We start from the raw sequence: 14,494 nt of genomic DNA, 5'->3' as shown, positions 1-14,494 counted from the left end.
GTCAGAGATCAAAGCGGTAACCCTGGCCACGCACGGTGGCGATGACGTCGGCGGGATGCAACGCCAGAATCTTTTTGCGCAGACGCCCCATCAGCACGTCGATGGTGTGGCTTTCACGCAGTTCTGCGTCGGGATAGAGTTGCAGCATCAGCGAATCCTTGCTCACCACTTTACCGGCGTTGCGAATCAGGGTTTCGACGATGGTATATTCAAAGGCGGTCAGCTTCACCGGCTGCTCATTCACCGTCAGTTCGCGACGGGACAAATCAACCTGAAACGGCGACATATCGATGATCTGCGATGCGTGGCCGCTATTGCGCCGCATCAGCGCCTGCAGCCGAGCCGCCACCTCTTCAATATGAAACGGCTTGGTGACGTAATCATCCGCACCGGCTTCCAGCGCTTCCACTTTTGCCTGCCAGCCTTCACGGGCGGTCAGCACCAGAATCGGCTGACGCACGGCATCACTGCGCCAGCGGCGGATCAGTGACATGCCATCTTCATCCGGCAGGCCTAAATCGACCAGCGCGATGTCCGGCAGGTGCTCGCGAAGAAAATAGTCGGCTTCTTTGGCGTCTTCGGCGGCATCAACCTGATGGCCCATATCACGTAACTGCACGGCGAGATGATGGCGCAGCAGAGCATTGTCTTCCACTACCAGAACACGCATAGGAATTCCTTACTATCTGAATGAGTCAAATTGCAGAAAGTATACGCGAAATGAACTAAACAAGATGTTAACGCAGACCGGCCTGAACCGGTCTGCGGAGGGGATTATTTCAGATCGTCAACCATCTGGATAGCACGGCCGATATAGTTGGCTGGCGTCATCTGCTTCAGACGCACTTTTTCCTCTTCCGGCAGCGCCAGGCTGTCGATAAAGGCCTGCATGCCCGCCGCATCAACCCGTTTGCCGCGCGTCAGCTCTTTCAGCTTCTCGTACGGCTTTTCAATGCCATAACGGCGCATCACCGTCTGGATCGGTTCGGCCAGCACTTCCCAGTTGTGATCCAGTTCATCGAGCAGACGATCGCGGTTCACTTCCAGTTTTGAAATACCTTTCAGCGTTGCCTGATAGGCGATCAGCGCATAGCCAATACCGACGCCGAGGTTACGCAGTACGGTGGAGTCGGTCAGGTCGCGCTGCCAGCGGGAGACCGGCAACTTGCTGGCCAGATGCTGCATCACCGCGTTTGCCAGACCCAGATTGCCTTCGGAATTTTCGAAATCGATCGGGTTCACTTTGTGCGGCATGGTTGAGGAGCCGATTTCGCCAGCGATGGTTTTCTGTTTGAAATGATTCAGCGCCACGTAGCCCCAGATATCACGATCGAAATCGATCAGGATGGTGTTGAAGCGGGCGATGCAGTCGAACATCTCTGCGATGTAGTCATGCGGCTCAATCTGGGTGGTGTAGGGGTTCCAGCTGATCCCCAGCGAAGTGACAAAACGCTCGCTCAGCTGATGCCAGTCAACTTCCGGATACGCGGCGATGTGGGCGTTATAGTTACCGACCGCACCGTTGATTTTGCCCAGCACCTCAATCTGGCTCAGCTGACGCAGCTGGCGCTCCAGACGATAGGCGACATTGGCCATCTCTTTGCCCATGGTGGACGGCGTGGCGGGCTGGCCATGCGTGCGGGAGAGCAGCGGAATATCACGGTATTCTGACGCCAGGCCTTTTACAGCGGCGATCAGCTGCTGCCAGTAAGGCAGGATCACCTCGCGGCGCGCGGTTTCCAGCATCAGCGCATGAGAGAGGTTGTTGATATCTTCGGAGGTGCAGGCGAAGTGAATGAACTCAGATACCGCATGCAGGGCAGGGACGTCCGCCACTTTCTCTTTCAGGAAATATTCGACCGCTTTAACGTCGTGATTGGTGGTGCGCTCAATGGTCTTGATGCGCGCCGCATCGTCTTCCGAAAAGTTGCTGACAATCGCGTCAAGGAAAGCGTTTGCGTCGGCATCAAATGCAGGAACTTCCTTGATCTCTGCGGTCGCGGCCAGTTTTTGTAACCAGCGAACTTCAACCTCAACGCGGAATTTCAGCAAACCAAATTCGCTAAAAATCGCACGCAGCGGGCTGACTTTATCGCCGTAACGACCATCGACAGGTGAGACGGCGGTCAGAGAGGATAATTCCATCAGTGCAACTCCTGAATCATTTAACAGTATTTTGCCGCACCGACTTAGTAAGTCAGTGGCAGCCGGGATAAGAGGGTCTTTGCTTCACGCAGCAAACGCTGGCGCGAAAACATCAGTTGCAGACGGCCACCGCCGACCTGCTGCCACAAAACGGCGGCACGAATGCCGGCTAACAGCGTGGCCCGGACTTTACTCTGCAACTGCGGGTTCTGCAGCACGGCGGGTGAACCGGTCACCTGGATACGCGGACCTAACGGGCTGATAACGTCAACGTAGATGCCGGCCATAGCGCTCAGAATGGTATCGGATTCCAGTTCGTAGTGCGCCAGCTGACGGTCGAGCTGGCTGATACGCTGGGCCAGCGTCGCCATCGCTGATTTATTGGCGCTGAGCTTACGTTCCAGCACCATCATGCTAAGGGTATAACGCGTCAGTTCAGCGCCCGCGCCCTGACGACTGCTGCTGTTGAGCACCGCCATCAGGGTTTCGAGGCCGAGGCGCAGGTTGGCTTCATTGTTGCCAAACACCGCCAGCGTCGAGCTGGGATTGAGATCCAGCACGCTGCGCAGCGTCACGGTAAACGCCTCGGGCTGACAGTGACCCTGCTGTGCCAGCTGCTGCACCAGATGGGCCGACTGACAGATGCCTGCCAGCGCCAGTGTGATTTCCTGATAGTTCTTAGCCACGGTTACTCCTGTTTACGCGTCATGAACGCCGGGTTAAGGCGGCTTATTTTGCGACTAACGGCAGACGCTCTTCGATAATGCCGCCACCCAGGCAGACCTCGCCAAGATAGAACACCGCAGATTGTCCGGGCGTGACCGCCGCGACAGGTTCATCAAAACGGACTTCAATCCGGTCTTCGCCATGCGGGATGATCTCACACGGGATGTCGGTCTGGCGATAGCGGGTTTTAACCGTACAGCGCAGCGGAGCCGCGATTGGCTGACGATCGACCCAGTGCAGCTGCTGCGCGATCAGGCCGACCGACATCAGACGCGGATGATCGCCACCCTGTGCGACAATCAGGCGATTGCGCGCCACATCTTTGTCGACCACATACCAGGGATCATCTTTGCTCTCTTTCAGGCCGCCGATACCCAGACCTTTGCGCTGGCCCAGCGTATGGTACATCAGACCCTGATGTTCGCCGACGATCTGACCGTCCACGGTCTCAATCTCACCGGGCTGAGCCGGCAGATAACGCGCCAGGAAGTCACGGAATTTGCGCTCACCGATAAAGCAGATGCCGGTAGAGTCTTTCTTTTTGGCGGTAATTAAATCCAGCTGTTCAGCGATGCGGCGCACCTCGGGCTTTTCCAGCTCGCCGACCGGGAACAGACTCTGAGCAATCTGCTGGTGGCTCAGGGTATACAGGAAGTAACTCTGATCTTTGTTGCCATCCAGGCCGCGCAGCAGCTGGCTCTGACCCTCTACGTCCTGACGACGAACATAGTGGCCGGTGGCAATGAAATCCGCGCCGAGATCTTCAGCCGCGAACTCGAGGAACGCTTTGAATTTGATCTCTTTATTGCACAGGATATCGGGGTTCGGCGTACGACCCGCTTTATACTCTTCGAGGAAGTGCTCAAAGACGTTATCCCAGTATTCAGCGGCAAAGTTGACCTTGTGCAGCTTAATACCCAGTTTGTCGCACACCGCTTGCGCATCCGCCAGATCGTCCGCGGCAGTACAATATTCCTCGCCATCGTCCTCCTCCCAGTTCTTCATGAACAGGCCTTCGACCTGGTAGCCCTGCTGTTGCAGTAACCAGGCGGAAACGGAAGAATCGACGCCGCCGGACATACCGACGATCACTTTTTTCTGGCTGTTGTCAGACATGACACGCTCGCATAACGATAAAAAAACAGGCGGCGCATTCTACCATGCAGAAGACGGGCGCGCACCCTCATGAAACGGCCAGCGGAACGCGCTGACCAGATGTAACGGATAGCGCGCGCCCTGTTGCCACAGCCGTACGCTTTCCGCCACCAACGGTGAACGCAGGTTAGACGCGGTGAGAATCTGCGCTGGCGGCAACCACCAGCAGCAATCGATATCGCTATCCTGCGGCTGGGTTGGCTGCTTTTTGGCCAGATCGAGGCCAAACAGAAAACGCACAAAAGGCGTATTATCAGGCGCTATCCACTGATGAACGGTGATGAAATAGGCCATTTCTGCCGCGATACCGGTCTCTTCATATAATTCACGTTGCGCGGCTTGCTGCAGCGTTTCGTCCGCTTCAAGGTGTCCGGCTGGCTGATTCCAGGTAGGCTGTCCCTTAATGGTCTCTTCTACCACCAGCAGTTCACCTTCCGCCTGCACTAAACAGGCGACCGTGACATGAGGTTTAAACATCGTTCCTCCGGAATTGTTAACCTGACGTTATAAAAAATCGCCCTGTCAGGCTGGACTGTCGTCAGCATCGCGCCATGCGCCGGGTGCCAGATTATCGAGCGTATAGCCGCCCATCGCATAACGGATCAGCCGCAGAGTTGGAAAACCAATATGGGCCGTCATCCGGCGCAGCTGGCGGTTGCGGCCCTCATACAGCGTCACTTTAAGCCACTGGGTCGGGATATTTTTACGCTCGCGAATCGGCGGCTGGCGCGGCCAGAGCCACGCCGGTTCGACGACTTTCTCGACCTGCGCCGGCAGGGTTGGGCCATCTTTCAGACTAACCCCATCCCGCAACGGTTGCAGGTCGCTCTCCTGCGGCTCGCCTTCGACCTGAACATAGTAGATCTTGCCGGTGCGTTTGCCGGGCTGGGTTAGCGCGGCCTGTAAGGCACCCTCGTTGGTCAGTACCATCAACCCTTCGCTGTCGCGATCGAGACGGCCCGCGGCATAGACCCCGGCCACGCTGATGAAATCTTTCAGGGTACGACGGCCCGCTTCATCGGTGAACTGTGGCAAAACATCGAAGGGTTTGTTAAACAGCACCACGCGGCGCGGCGCGGCACTACGCTCAGGGGCCCGTCGCGCATCACGCGTCGGGCGGCTGAATCGTTTATCCTGGTGAATTCGTTGAGATGTTTTTCGCATGGGCTTTGCAGTCAGAAACAATGGGCGCATTATAACGCGAAATTGCGGTGATTGGCGTGACGGAAATATTCAAGTAGTATTGACCCGCATCTTACAAATCATTAACAAAATCGCCTAGGAGAGGTTAATGGAAAGCAAAGTAGTTGTTCCGGCGGAAGGTCAAAAAATCACCCTGAACCAGGGCAAACTGGTTGTCCCGAATAATCCGGTCATTCCTTACATTGAGGGTGACGGTATCGGCGTTGATGTTTCACCAGTGATGCTGAAAGTGGTCGACGCTGCGGTGAAGAAAGCCTACAACGGCGAGCGCAAAATCTCCTGGATGGAGATTTACACCGGTGAGAAATCCGTGGAACTTTACGGCCAGGACGTCTGGCTGCCACAGGAAACCCTCGACTTAATTAAAGAATATCGCGTTGCCATCAAAGGCCCACTGACCACCCCGGTCGGCGGCGGTATTCGTTCACTGAACGTTGCCCTGCGTCAGGAGCTGGACCTCTACGTCTGCCTGCGTCCGGTACGTTACTACAAAGGCACGCCAAGCCCGGTTAAACGTCCTGAAGAGACCGACATGGTGATCTTCCGTGAAAACTCCGAAGATATCTATGCCGGTATCGAGTGGAAAGCGGGTTCTGCCGAAGCGGACAAAGTGATCAAGTTCCTGCGCGAAGAGATGGGCGTGAAGAAAATTCGCTTCCCTGAGCAGTGTGGTATCGGCGTTAAGCCGTGCTCGGAAGAGGGTACCAAGCGTCTGGTACGCGCGGCAGTGGAATACACCATCACCAACGATCGTGATTCCCTGACTCTGGTCCACAAAGGCAACATCATGAAGTTCACCGAAGGCTCGTTCAAAGACTGGGGTTACCAGTTAGTGAAAGAAGAGTTCGGCGGCGAACTGATCGACGGCGGCCCGTGGATGAAGTTCAAAAACCCGAACACCGGTAAAGAGATCATCGTTAAAGATGTGATTGCCGATGCGTTCCTGCAGCAAATCCTGCTGCGTCCGGCTGAATATGACGTTATCGCCTGTATGAACCTGAACGGTGACTACATCTCCGACGCCCTGGCGGCGCAGGTTGGCGGTATCGGTATTGCACCAGGCGCTAACATTGGTGATGAGTGCGCGCTGTTCGAAGCCACGCACGGTACTGCACCTAAGTATGCCGGTCAGGATAAAGTGAACCCAGGTTCAGTGATCCTGTCAGCAGAAATGATGCTGCGTCACATGGAATGGTTCGAAGCGGCAGACCTGATTGTTAAAGGTGTTGAAGGCGCTATCGCTAACAAGACCGTGACTTACGATTTCGAACGCCTGATGGATGGCGCTAAACTGCTGAAATGTTCAGAGTTTGGTGACGCGATCATCGAAAATATGTAATCCCTGACGGGATGACGTGGATTAAAAACGGGAGCGGAAACGTTCCCGTTTTTTTATGGAAAAACTGGCTCGCCAGCCAGAGCGCATCCGGCGTCAGGCTGGAAAAACTAAGGTCATACTAAAACCTGGCAACAGCCGCGCTAACCGTCTCACCTGGCCGCTGACGGCGTTACTGTGAGCTGATCAGTGGCAATTCGGCTGGCTTCAACCCGTCCCGGGCAAGCCTTGTTTAATTCACTTTCAAGCACGCTATCCGCAGCATGTTCGGTCAGCCGTTTGAATCTGAGCCTGCGTTTAAGACCATCTTCTGAACAGTCATGCGCCTCAGCAAGCTGAACCGCGGCGCTGTAAGCGTTGTAACACCCATTGGCATCAGAAACGTGCTGCTTACACTCGCTGAACCGATCAAAAGTGATGTCGGGATGCGCGATCAGCCAGGCAATCTGCGGATTGACCTTTATTCCCTTAATCACCGCGGGCAGGGTCAGATAACTCAATACCACCGCCAGTATGGTGGTGAGATACATAAAGCGCTGGTAGGGCACAGGATTTCCTTCTGTCTGGCGCTGGGGTTGCGTAGCGTCGATTGTGACCAGCCCTGACCCAATCGGCCATCAATCAGAGCCAGTAAAGCGCCGATCACCCAGGCAGAACAATCGAATTATCGGCAGACCAGAACGATATCGTCGTTGCGGTCACCCCGACGTTCGCTGTTCTGCCCGCTCGTGACGTTGAAAAGTAACCCGCCGCCAGAAACGGAGTGTGTTGTGGGGGGTGCATTTTTACTTCGCAGATTAATAGTAACAACCGCAATTATTGTTAAGCCGGTAACTCCGCACAATGAGATGATTCTTACGCCCCTTCAAGAGCTAAGCCATTGCGAGTGCCGGAGATAAGCGCCGGGTGGGGCATGTTCTCAGGCTGCCAGCAGGGCGGCCTGTTTTATTTGTTGCCTGCTTTACCCTTTCCGCTATTCCCGCTATTGAACCAACCCCGATCTGCGCTGACTAATTGCTGACTTATGCCGTCACGGTTATCCCTTTGCGGACGCCAGTGGCGAGCCTTATTTTTAGCCAGCCAGACGGCATAGCCGCTGCGCAAAGGATGTCAGAGATGCGGGTTTTGATTATTTGCCGGGATAATATTGGCGATACCTTACTGACTACGCCGCTGATCAGCGCGCTGCATCAGTCATGTGAGCATCAGGTTGATGTGTTAACCAACAATTATGCGGCACCGGTACTGCAGCACAATCCTGATATCCGGCAACTGTTTTACTATACCAAGTCGCATCATCGCGAGGCGGGACAGGGCAGAATCGCCTGCCTGCTGCAGCGTCTGCAACTGATGCTGACGCTGAAAAAGAACCGATACGATACGGTGATTCTGGCGAAAAGCCGCTGGGATCAGCATGGCCTGAAGTGGGTGAAAATGGTGCGTCCGGGGCAGGTGATTGCGCTGGGAGAAGAGCCACATCCGCTGATCACCCACTTGTTAGCGCCGCAGGCATCCGCGCAGGCTCATATCGCTGAGATCCTGTACAGTCTGGCCCGTCCTTTCAACCTTGCCGCCGCTGCGCCGGGCAAGCTGACGCTGATGCCGGATGCAGAGATTGCCGCCGACCTGCGAAAAAGCTACGCCATCGACTCCTCTCAGCCGGTCTATGCATTACAAATCAGCGCCCGTAAGCCGAGCCAGCAGTGGCCAGCTGAGCGCTTTGCTGAACTGGCCGAAACCCTCGCCGCCCGGCATTCATGCCAGATCATGCTGTTGTGGTCGCCTGGTCGTCGCGATAATCCGCGCCATCCTGGCGATGACGAGAAGGCCCACGAGATTATGGCGCTGTGCCCGCAGCTGGCGCTGAAAGCGGTGGCGACCACCAGCCTGCCGCAATTGATTGCGGCGATGTCGTTGTGTCAGGGACTGGTCACCAGTGATGGCGGGGCGATGCATATCGGGGCGGCGCTTGGTCTGCCGGTTGTGGCGATGTTTGGCGACAGCGATCCGGCCTGCTGGCATCCGTGGCAGGTGAAGCATCAGGTACTGCAACCGGCATCGCGTGACGTGACCTCGCTCAGCAGCCGCGAGGTATACGACGCGTTTGCGAACACCGTTATTCAGTCATTCCCCTCAGGCCAGCGGCCCAGGCTGGCCGCCTCACACAGTAATGCTACCGTCAGTGGACGGTAGGGTAAGCCTGCACTGAACCCCAACCGCCCGGCCAGCACCAACAGCGCGGAAGGTGACGCCGGAAAATAGCGGGTCTCATCGTAGCGTTTTGAACAGACGTCAAAGGTAATAAAAAAATCACTCATCAGTATCGCGAATTCCACCTCACTCAGCGGCAACTGCTGCAGGTAGAAGTCGTGACGATCAATTTTCCTGAACCGGCCAAACACCGTTGGCTGATTATGGTACTCAATCAAATCGATCACTGCTTGTGGCGAACAGGGCTTGCGGGACGTCTCCATTATCCCACCAGCTGGGTCACGGCCTGATGGACTTCCTCAGCCTTGATTGAGGCCATCGGATGTTGTGAGGCGTGGCGTTCCGGACGATGGATAACGATATGGCGATCGCTGTCCTGACACGGACCGGTATAACGCGGGTTGGCGGTGGAGAACAGGCTGACGGTGGGAACCTGTGCCGCGACAGCGATGTGCAGCGGGCCGGTATCACCGGTGACCAGCAAATCCAGGCTGCGGATCAGCGTAATCAGTCCGCTGAGATTGGTTTTACCCGCCATTGGCGTGACGTTTTTACGGTATTGCAGCGGCAGGCTGTCGATAAATTGCTGCTCAAGCGGCTGCTCTGCTGCGGTGCCGGTGACAATGATTTCACAGTCAGGCCAGCTCTCCAGCAAGTCCGTGGCCAGCTGGCTAAAATGCGCCAGCGGCCAGCGCCGGATATCTTTCGACGCGCCCAGCTGAAACCCAATCCGCCGATGGGCACAGGGTGCAGCGGCCGGGCTGTCCAGCCCCGGCAAATGCATCTCCGTCTGGTGGGTTTCGGCACCCAGCGATTCTACTAATTTTAATTTGCGCTTAATGGTGTGATCGTCGAAATAACCCGAGTAATGGTCAAGGTGTTTATTTAATAGCGTGGATTCGCTGCCATAGTGATCGCGAATTATTGTCTGGCTGCCGGTGATAACCGAACTCAAAATATCGTACGGAAAATGGGCGTGTAATATCACGGACAGGTCGGGTTTTTTACGTCGCAGCTTGAATAGCAAGGGTAAAAAATTCAGCAGTTTATTATCCCAGATATAGATATCGTCAAACCAGTGATAGCGGGTGACTAAATCTTTATTTTTCTTACTGGAGACCAGAATAAATTTACTGGTGGGAAAACGGTTTTTCAGGCTCCAGATTGCCGGCGTATTCATCAGGAAGTCTCCCAGCGCGGTGGTGGAGTAGATAACCACCGTCTCTGGTGTCAGACCCTGCAGGCTGTGGGGTTTTTTCCGGCTGGAGAATCGGGAATAAAGCGTTAACAACCGATCTATCAGATAAATCTTTTTTTTCTTCACGTCTGGATTCTCTTAAACGTATTAATTTTATTGAACAGAAAGCAGTATGAAGAATTAGATAATAAGGTAACGGGGAAAGTTCATTCTCATGGCTTATTTCAGGTGGCCGTAGAGCAAGCGTTGAACTTATAAACAGTCTTTTTACTGTATATGAGTATAATCTTTACAATAGGGCGTTGGCGTAAGGGAAATATTCAGGAATGGATTAGGATGATTCTGCAAATTAATATAAGTGAGAGGATGTTTTTTTATTTTATCAGTGATTAATAGTCGGGTAATTATTAGTCTGCATGCTATTTATATGACTGCCCGCTTAACTATCTGCCGGACAGATGAAACAGCCCCCGGCAACGGTGCCGGGGGAGCGTGTTATGACTGAGGCTGACCGACCGGGCCTGAACCCAGCGTACCGCCTGGTGAAGACTGACCGCTTGGCGCATGAGGACGGCCATCTTCTTTAATCGCGCTGCTCTGGTGTGAACAGCCTGCCAGTGACGTCAGGGTTGCTGCAACCAGCAACAGGGCAGGGAATGCTTTCATGTGACCACCTTTTATTTATTCAGAAAAGTAAAAAGAATCTGTAAGCACGTACCTGACTAAGCCTGGTTGAAAAATAACATTCAGCCTGAAGGGATCTGATTTTTCAGAGATTTCTCAGCACCGGGCGGGACGCGACAGCCAAAAAAAAACGGAAGCCAGCGGCTTCCGTTCTGTCACGTATTCTGCCGAATTACTTGCGGCCCAGCAGGAAGCCGATGAATACGCCCACGCCTGCGGCAACAGCCAGACCGGCAAAAGGATTAGACTGAACCTGATCCTTGATGCAATCCGCTGCATCACGCGCGGCATAACTGGCCTGGTTGGTATAACGACGGGCCGCGCCTTTCGCCTGATGCTCAGATGAACCGGTTGCTGCGCCAAATTGTTCCTGAACTGCGCCAGCGGCTTCTTTAACTTTATCTTCGATTTTTCCTGACATTTAGTGCTCCTTGGTTTTAGTGAGACTCTCCAAGCGTAGCAAAGATGGCGAACTCTGCGCCGTTAAGCGGTAAATGAAGCGGTAAAAATCGTTTCTGGCTGTGAATGGCGTTCTGTTTGCAGGCAAAGCGTTTCCTGTCTAGCCTTTGTAAAACCGGGTCGATGTTAAGCGTAATGGGAGGAGAGGCGATGAAACGTGATGTACTCAAAGAAGACGACTATGACGAAGTGTGCCGGGTGATAGGCGACGCGGTCATTATGCTGGTGGAGTGTGGCCATGAAACCAAACGCGATGATATCTATGACGTGCTGAAACGCACCCGCCAGCACCGCGCCCACAGCGAACGGGACGAGCAAAAGATGCTGGAACACGCTATCCGTTTGATCAAACCCTGAGCTTTCTGCGCCAGACCGGAAGCGTAAAACCGGCACTGAGGCCGGTTTACCTTGCCACTCCGCTACTGCAACAGCACACCCTGAATCAGACTGGCATTGACTATGGTTACCTCGTCTATCTTCAGCGCCCGCATGTAGCCTTCAACCAGCAACAGATTACTGACGTCGGTTGCCCGATAATCGCCGGTCAGTTCGCTGTCGCCTTTCCAGACCTGCTGTTTCGCCAGCGCGCTTAAGGTGGCCAGACTGTAATGCTGAGGTTTGCCTGCTAACTGATTACGGATAGAAAAACCGTGCACGCCACCAATGCCAATCACCCGGCGGCTGGCCACATCCTGCATGATTTCGGGGCTGATATCGTTACGGGCAAACAACCCGACAAAGCGCAGCACCGATTGCCGCCACGAACCAATCGGGTTTGGCGACGCGGCGTCCGGGGTGTTTTTCAGCACCGTCAGGATGAAATTCTTCAGCGTCACCGAGGCGAGCTTACCCTGATAAATATCGGCGACCGGCTGGCCCTGCTGCTGTCGCCAGGCGGTCATCTGCATCGAACCACCGCCAATATCCCACACCAGCAGCTGATCATCGCGGAGTGTCGGATCGTTAAGCGCCGCTTTCGCCGAGAGAAAACCGAGCTTTGCTTCCTGCTGCTGTGAGATGACAGTCAGTTGGGTGCGGGTCTGGCTGGCCAGCGCGGCCACCACCGCCGGACCATTGCTGGCGCGACGAAATACCGCCGTTGCCACGCCGCTGATGCGCTGCGGGTGATAACGTTGCGCATTGCTCACTAGCTGCCGCAGCGCCACTTCACCCTGATGGATAATCGCCGGACTCAGCCGGTTATCGCTGGCCGCCGACAACGCGTCGTTGTACGGCACGGCGCGCTGATCCTGATACAGCATTTTCTCGATGCGATGCTGACAGACATCCACCCGGGCGACGGCGATTTTGGTGCTGCCGGAGCCGATATCAAGGCCGGCCCGGATTTGCTGACACGCCTCGGCCGCGGCCGCGCCAGTGAACAACAGTGAACAGATCAGCGTTACAACAGGCAGCGCAAAAGGGCGCATAGCGGCTCCGGTAGCAGGGGAAAGCGGGATTAACGGGACGCCACGCAAGCCGGATACCAGCTCACCAGGAAATGGCGCAGATGGTCGAAACACCATTCGGCGTCATCAGCCTGCGGGCAATAGAACTGAATGGTGATTTTTTCATATTCGCGCTGCCGCTGACGCAGCGGTGACCAGCTCCAGTCGAGCACCGAGCGGGCATAATTTACCAGCGTGCCGGGCGGCATCTGATGTTGCTTCTCCTGCTCGGCCAGATAGAGATTAAAGCGGGCTTCAAGTTCCAGCGCCTCATCATGGCCGTGATGCGGCAGATCGGGGCGAAACGCCACGTCAACAAAGCCACATACCGCATTGGTCTGCTGCTGCCAGTCGCAGGCCAGCGTCATAAACAGTCCATCCTGCAAATTAATCTCTTCCACCAGCCGACGCAGATTGACCGAATGAGCCAGCACCGCGATCTCCTCCAGCCGGCCGGTTTCCAGCGTAAGATCGAAACCACACGGATTAACCGAGCCATCGGCATTGCGGGTGGCGGGGAAGGGGAAATCGATGTAACCGTTGTTATCCAGACGCTTTTCCATGGGAAAGAGACCTGCTGCTTGACGTTTCGTGACAATAAACCATCTGGCAGCAGGTTTCACCCCTTATGGACATGTCCAGGTAATCTGGGTGTTCTGATACGGATTGATCAGGCGGAACTGTTTATCGGACAGGCGCTGGGCATAGTAACCTTCGCGCGTGACGGCGGAAGGGACATACCTGAAACGATCAAGCGACTGCAGCGGCCCGCTGTCTACCCTGACATCATCGCGGCTGACGCTGAACGAACTCACCAGGTCAAAGATGACACCCTGCGTTTGTCCCATTGATTGGCCATAAATCGTCGATACTTCGCCGGGACATTCAATGCCTTTCGGGCCAGATGAACATCCAGTCATCAGTATGATGAATATGAAAATGCTGAGTCGCAACATGATCCTCTACCTGCTTCAGTCCCTGGGAATCTCGTGGCGCTGATTCTATCTTGTTGCGTCACTAATAGCTTGATCATAGCAGTTTCAACACCGCTTCCCATTTGCAATTTGTTTAATCGGTAAGCAACAGGAATGTAAAAGGGTGACTTTGCTAATTAATTAACGTTATTCTTGGCTTCTTTGCGCACCACTTAGGCAAAACCAGGGATAAATGATGAACGAAGAAGAAGCACATCTAATGATTATTCGTCACGCGATTGAGCAACTTGAGAGCGATAAAAAGCATCAGGTGGTCAGTTGTGCAGCGGATATTCGCGCCGCCATGCAGGCATATGACGGCGAAAATGCGGGACTGGCCCTGATGTTAGTGGCTGCAGAGGTCTCGTCAGCATAACGGCAGACAGGCCAGCGTAACCGATCCGGACGCTGGCCTGATTACTTTAAAAACGCTCAACTTTTCAGATTCTCCTCCGCCCGATTCTACCTTTCACTGGTCTTATTTTACCCGCCGCATGACATTTTCTCTCACCTGTGATGTGTTAAGCTAAAAAATTGCTAATAAAATCATCCATTCAGCGGAGAGATCAGATGAAGACAGCACTGATGACCCTCGGCCTGCTGGCCTGTTATATCGCCCCCGCCTGGAGCGAGAGCGAGTTTCAGATTACCTGTCCTGGCCGTCCGACCATGACCATCTCACGCGCTGAGTACGGCTTAACCACCTTAATGTGGCCGCAGCGACACTTCCAGATTGCTGCCGGCCAGCAGCGCACCCAGTTACAGGCTGGCGATAAGGTGGCGATAACCCGCTTTCGTAACGGCGACCAGTTAATCGTTAACCAGCGCACTCAGGCGACCTTCTTTGTTTACCGCGACAGCGATAAGCTGGTGCCCTGTAGCCGCAGCGAAAAACGTGATGTCGATGCGTTGACCCTGGAGCGCTACGATGATCGTCAGCAGCCCAACTCTTAAT

Annotated in this window: 19 protein-coding genes; 5 read left to right on the top strand and 14 right to left on the bottom strand. The window is 54.7% G+C overall.

Annotated elements, in window-relative coordinates; all coding sequences use genetic code 11:
* Position 1: 1 nt before the first annotated feature.
* The 6 genes from phoP to rluE all read right to left on the bottom strand — a co-directional run bounded on the left by phoP (position 2) and on the right by rluE (position 5,220).
* Complete coding sequence (gene phoP / locus ACLIBF_RS13240) at positions 2-670, bottom strand: two-component system response regulator PhoP (RefSeq protein WP_031374483.1); 669 nt, start codon at positions 668-670, stop codon at positions 2-4.
* A gap of 104 nt (positions 671-774) precedes the next feature.
* Entirely contained in the window at positions 775-2,145 is a 1,371-nt protein-coding gene (gene purB / locus ACLIBF_RS13235; protein ID WP_031374484.1) for an adenylosuccinate lyase, read from the bottom strand.
* Between the two features lie 44 nt (positions 2,146-2,189).
* The gene (gene hflD / locus ACLIBF_RS13230) at positions 2,190-2,831 is read right to left on the bottom strand and encodes a high frequency lysogenization protein HflD (RefSeq protein WP_031374485.1); all 642 of its coding nucleotides are present in this window, start codon (positions 2,829-2,831) and stop codon (positions 2,190-2,192) included.
* A gap of 43 nt (positions 2,832-2,874) precedes the next feature.
* The gene (mnmA, locus tag ACLIBF_RS13225) at positions 2,875-3,987 is read right to left on the bottom strand and encodes a tRNA 2-thiouridine(34) synthase MnmA (protein ID WP_046288385.1); all 1,113 of its coding nucleotides are present in this window, start codon (positions 3,985-3,987) and stop codon (positions 2,875-2,877) included.
* A gap of 39 nt (positions 3,988-4,026) precedes the next feature.
* On the bottom strand, positions 4,027-4,503 hold the full coding sequence (locus ACLIBF_RS13220; protein ID WP_031374486.1) for an NUDIX domain-containing protein: 477 nt from the start codon (positions 4,501-4,503) through the stop codon (positions 4,027-4,029).
* A 45-nt stretch (positions 4,504-4,548) separates the two neighbouring features.
* Positions 4,549-5,220: a 23S rRNA pseudouridine(2457) synthase RluE gene (rluE, locus tag ACLIBF_RS13215; RefSeq protein ID WP_448309948.1), complete on the bottom strand. Its 672-nt coding sequence runs from the start codon at positions 5,218-5,220 to the stop codon at positions 4,549-4,551.
* Between the two features lie 97 nt (positions 5,221-5,317).
* Here rluE and icd point away from each other — a divergent pair, with 97 nt between their 5' ends.
* Positions 5,318-6,568, top strand: coding sequence for an NADP-dependent isocitrate dehydrogenase (gene icd / locus ACLIBF_RS13210; protein ID WP_046288384.1), 1,251 nt, complete (start codon positions 5,318-5,320; stop codon positions 6,566-6,568).
* A gap of 149 nt (positions 6,569-6,717) precedes the next feature.
* On the opposite strand, the gene ACLIBF_RS13205 is transcribed toward icd, so the two are convergent.
* A complete protein-coding gene (locus tag ACLIBF_RS13205; protein ID WP_448309946.1) occupies positions 6,718-7,113 on the bottom strand; it encodes a hypothetical protein in 396 nt (131 codons plus the stop codon).
* A 568-nt stretch (positions 7,114-7,681) separates the two neighbouring features.
* Between ACLIBF_RS13205 and ACLIBF_RS13200 the strand changes: the two genes are divergently transcribed.
* The gene (locus ACLIBF_RS13200; protein ID WP_279810314.1) at positions 7,682-8,758 is read left to right on the top strand and encodes a glycosyltransferase family 9 protein; all 1,077 of its coding nucleotides are present in this window, start codon (positions 7,682-7,684) and stop codon (positions 8,756-8,758) included.
* Here ACLIBF_RS13200 and ACLIBF_RS13195 read toward each other — a convergent pair.
* The 4 genes from ACLIBF_RS13195 to ACLIBF_RS13180 form a co-directional block, all read right to left on the bottom strand.
* Positions 8,686-9,039: a DUF1493 family protein gene (locus ACLIBF_RS13195; RefSeq protein WP_089561033.1), complete on the bottom strand. Its 354-nt coding sequence runs from the start codon at positions 9,037-9,039 to the stop codon at positions 8,686-8,688. The two genes, ACLIBF_RS13200 and ACLIBF_RS13195, sit on opposite strands and share 73 nt — an antisense overlap.
* The gene (locus ACLIBF_RS13190) at positions 9,039-10,100 is read right to left on the bottom strand and encodes a glycosyltransferase family 9 protein (protein ID WP_046288380.1); all 1,062 of its coding nucleotides are present in this window, start codon (positions 10,098-10,100) and stop codon (positions 9,039-9,041) included. The genes ACLIBF_RS13195 and ACLIBF_RS13190 overlap by 1 nt, the downstream gene beginning before the upstream one ends.
* A 369-nt stretch (positions 10,101-10,469) precedes the next feature.
* Positions 10,470-10,640, bottom strand: a complete 171-nt coding sequence (locus ACLIBF_RS13185) for a hypothetical protein (RefSeq protein WP_031374488.1) — start codon at positions 10,638-10,640, stop codon at positions 10,470-10,472.
* Positions 10,641-10,830: 190 nt separating this feature from the next.
* A complete protein-coding gene (locus ACLIBF_RS13180; RefSeq protein ID WP_031374489.1) occupies positions 10,831-11,079 on the bottom strand; it encodes a DUF883 family protein in 249 nt (82 codons plus the stop codon).
* Between the two features lie 188 nt (positions 11,080-11,267).
* Between ACLIBF_RS13180 and ACLIBF_RS13175 the strand changes: the two genes are divergently transcribed.
* On the top strand, positions 11,268-11,474 hold the full coding sequence (locus tag ACLIBF_RS13175; RefSeq protein ID WP_031374490.1) for a DUF2767 family protein: 207 nt from the start codon (positions 11,268-11,270) through the stop codon (positions 11,472-11,474).
* Between the two features lie 62 nt (positions 11,475-11,536).
* Here the strand turns inward: ACLIBF_RS13175 and ACLIBF_RS13170 are convergent, their stop codons facing one another.
* The 3 genes from ACLIBF_RS13170 to ACLIBF_RS13160 all read right to left on the bottom strand — a co-directional run bounded on the left by ACLIBF_RS13170 (position 11,537) and on the right by ACLIBF_RS13160 (position 13,521).
* A complete protein-coding gene (locus ACLIBF_RS13170; protein ID WP_279810313.1) occupies positions 11,537-12,547 on the bottom strand; it encodes a Ppx/GppA phosphatase family protein in 1,011 nt (336 codons plus the stop codon).
* Between the two features lie 29 nt (positions 12,548-12,576).
* Positions 12,577-13,128, bottom strand: a complete 552-nt coding sequence (locus tag ACLIBF_RS13165; RefSeq protein WP_031374492.1) for a hypothetical protein — start codon at positions 13,126-13,128, stop codon at positions 12,577-12,579.
* A gap of 63 nt (positions 13,129-13,191) precedes the next feature.
* Positions 13,192-13,521, bottom strand: a complete 330-nt coding sequence (locus tag ACLIBF_RS13160) for a hypothetical protein (protein WP_031374493.1) — start codon at positions 13,519-13,521, stop codon at positions 13,192-13,194.
* Positions 13,522-13,735: 214 nt separating this feature from the next.
* Between ACLIBF_RS13160 and ACLIBF_RS13155 the strand changes: the two genes are divergently transcribed.
* The gene (locus ACLIBF_RS13155; protein ID WP_031374494.1) at positions 13,736-13,915 is read left to right on the top strand and encodes a hypothetical protein; all 180 of its coding nucleotides are present in this window, start codon (positions 13,736-13,738) and stop codon (positions 13,913-13,915) included.
* A gap of 194 nt (positions 13,916-14,109) precedes the next feature.
* Positions 14,110-14,493: a hypothetical protein gene (locus ACLIBF_RS13150; RefSeq protein ID WP_031374495.1), complete on the top strand. Its 384-nt coding sequence runs from the start codon at positions 14,110-14,112 to the stop codon at positions 14,491-14,493.
* Position 14,494: the final 1 nt, after the last annotated feature.

The sequence above is a fragment of the Pantoea sp. PGP6 genome, assembly GCF_053474785.1.
Note: the sequence above shows the minus strand (reverse complement) of the source record. Positions and strands in the feature narration are given on the sequence as shown.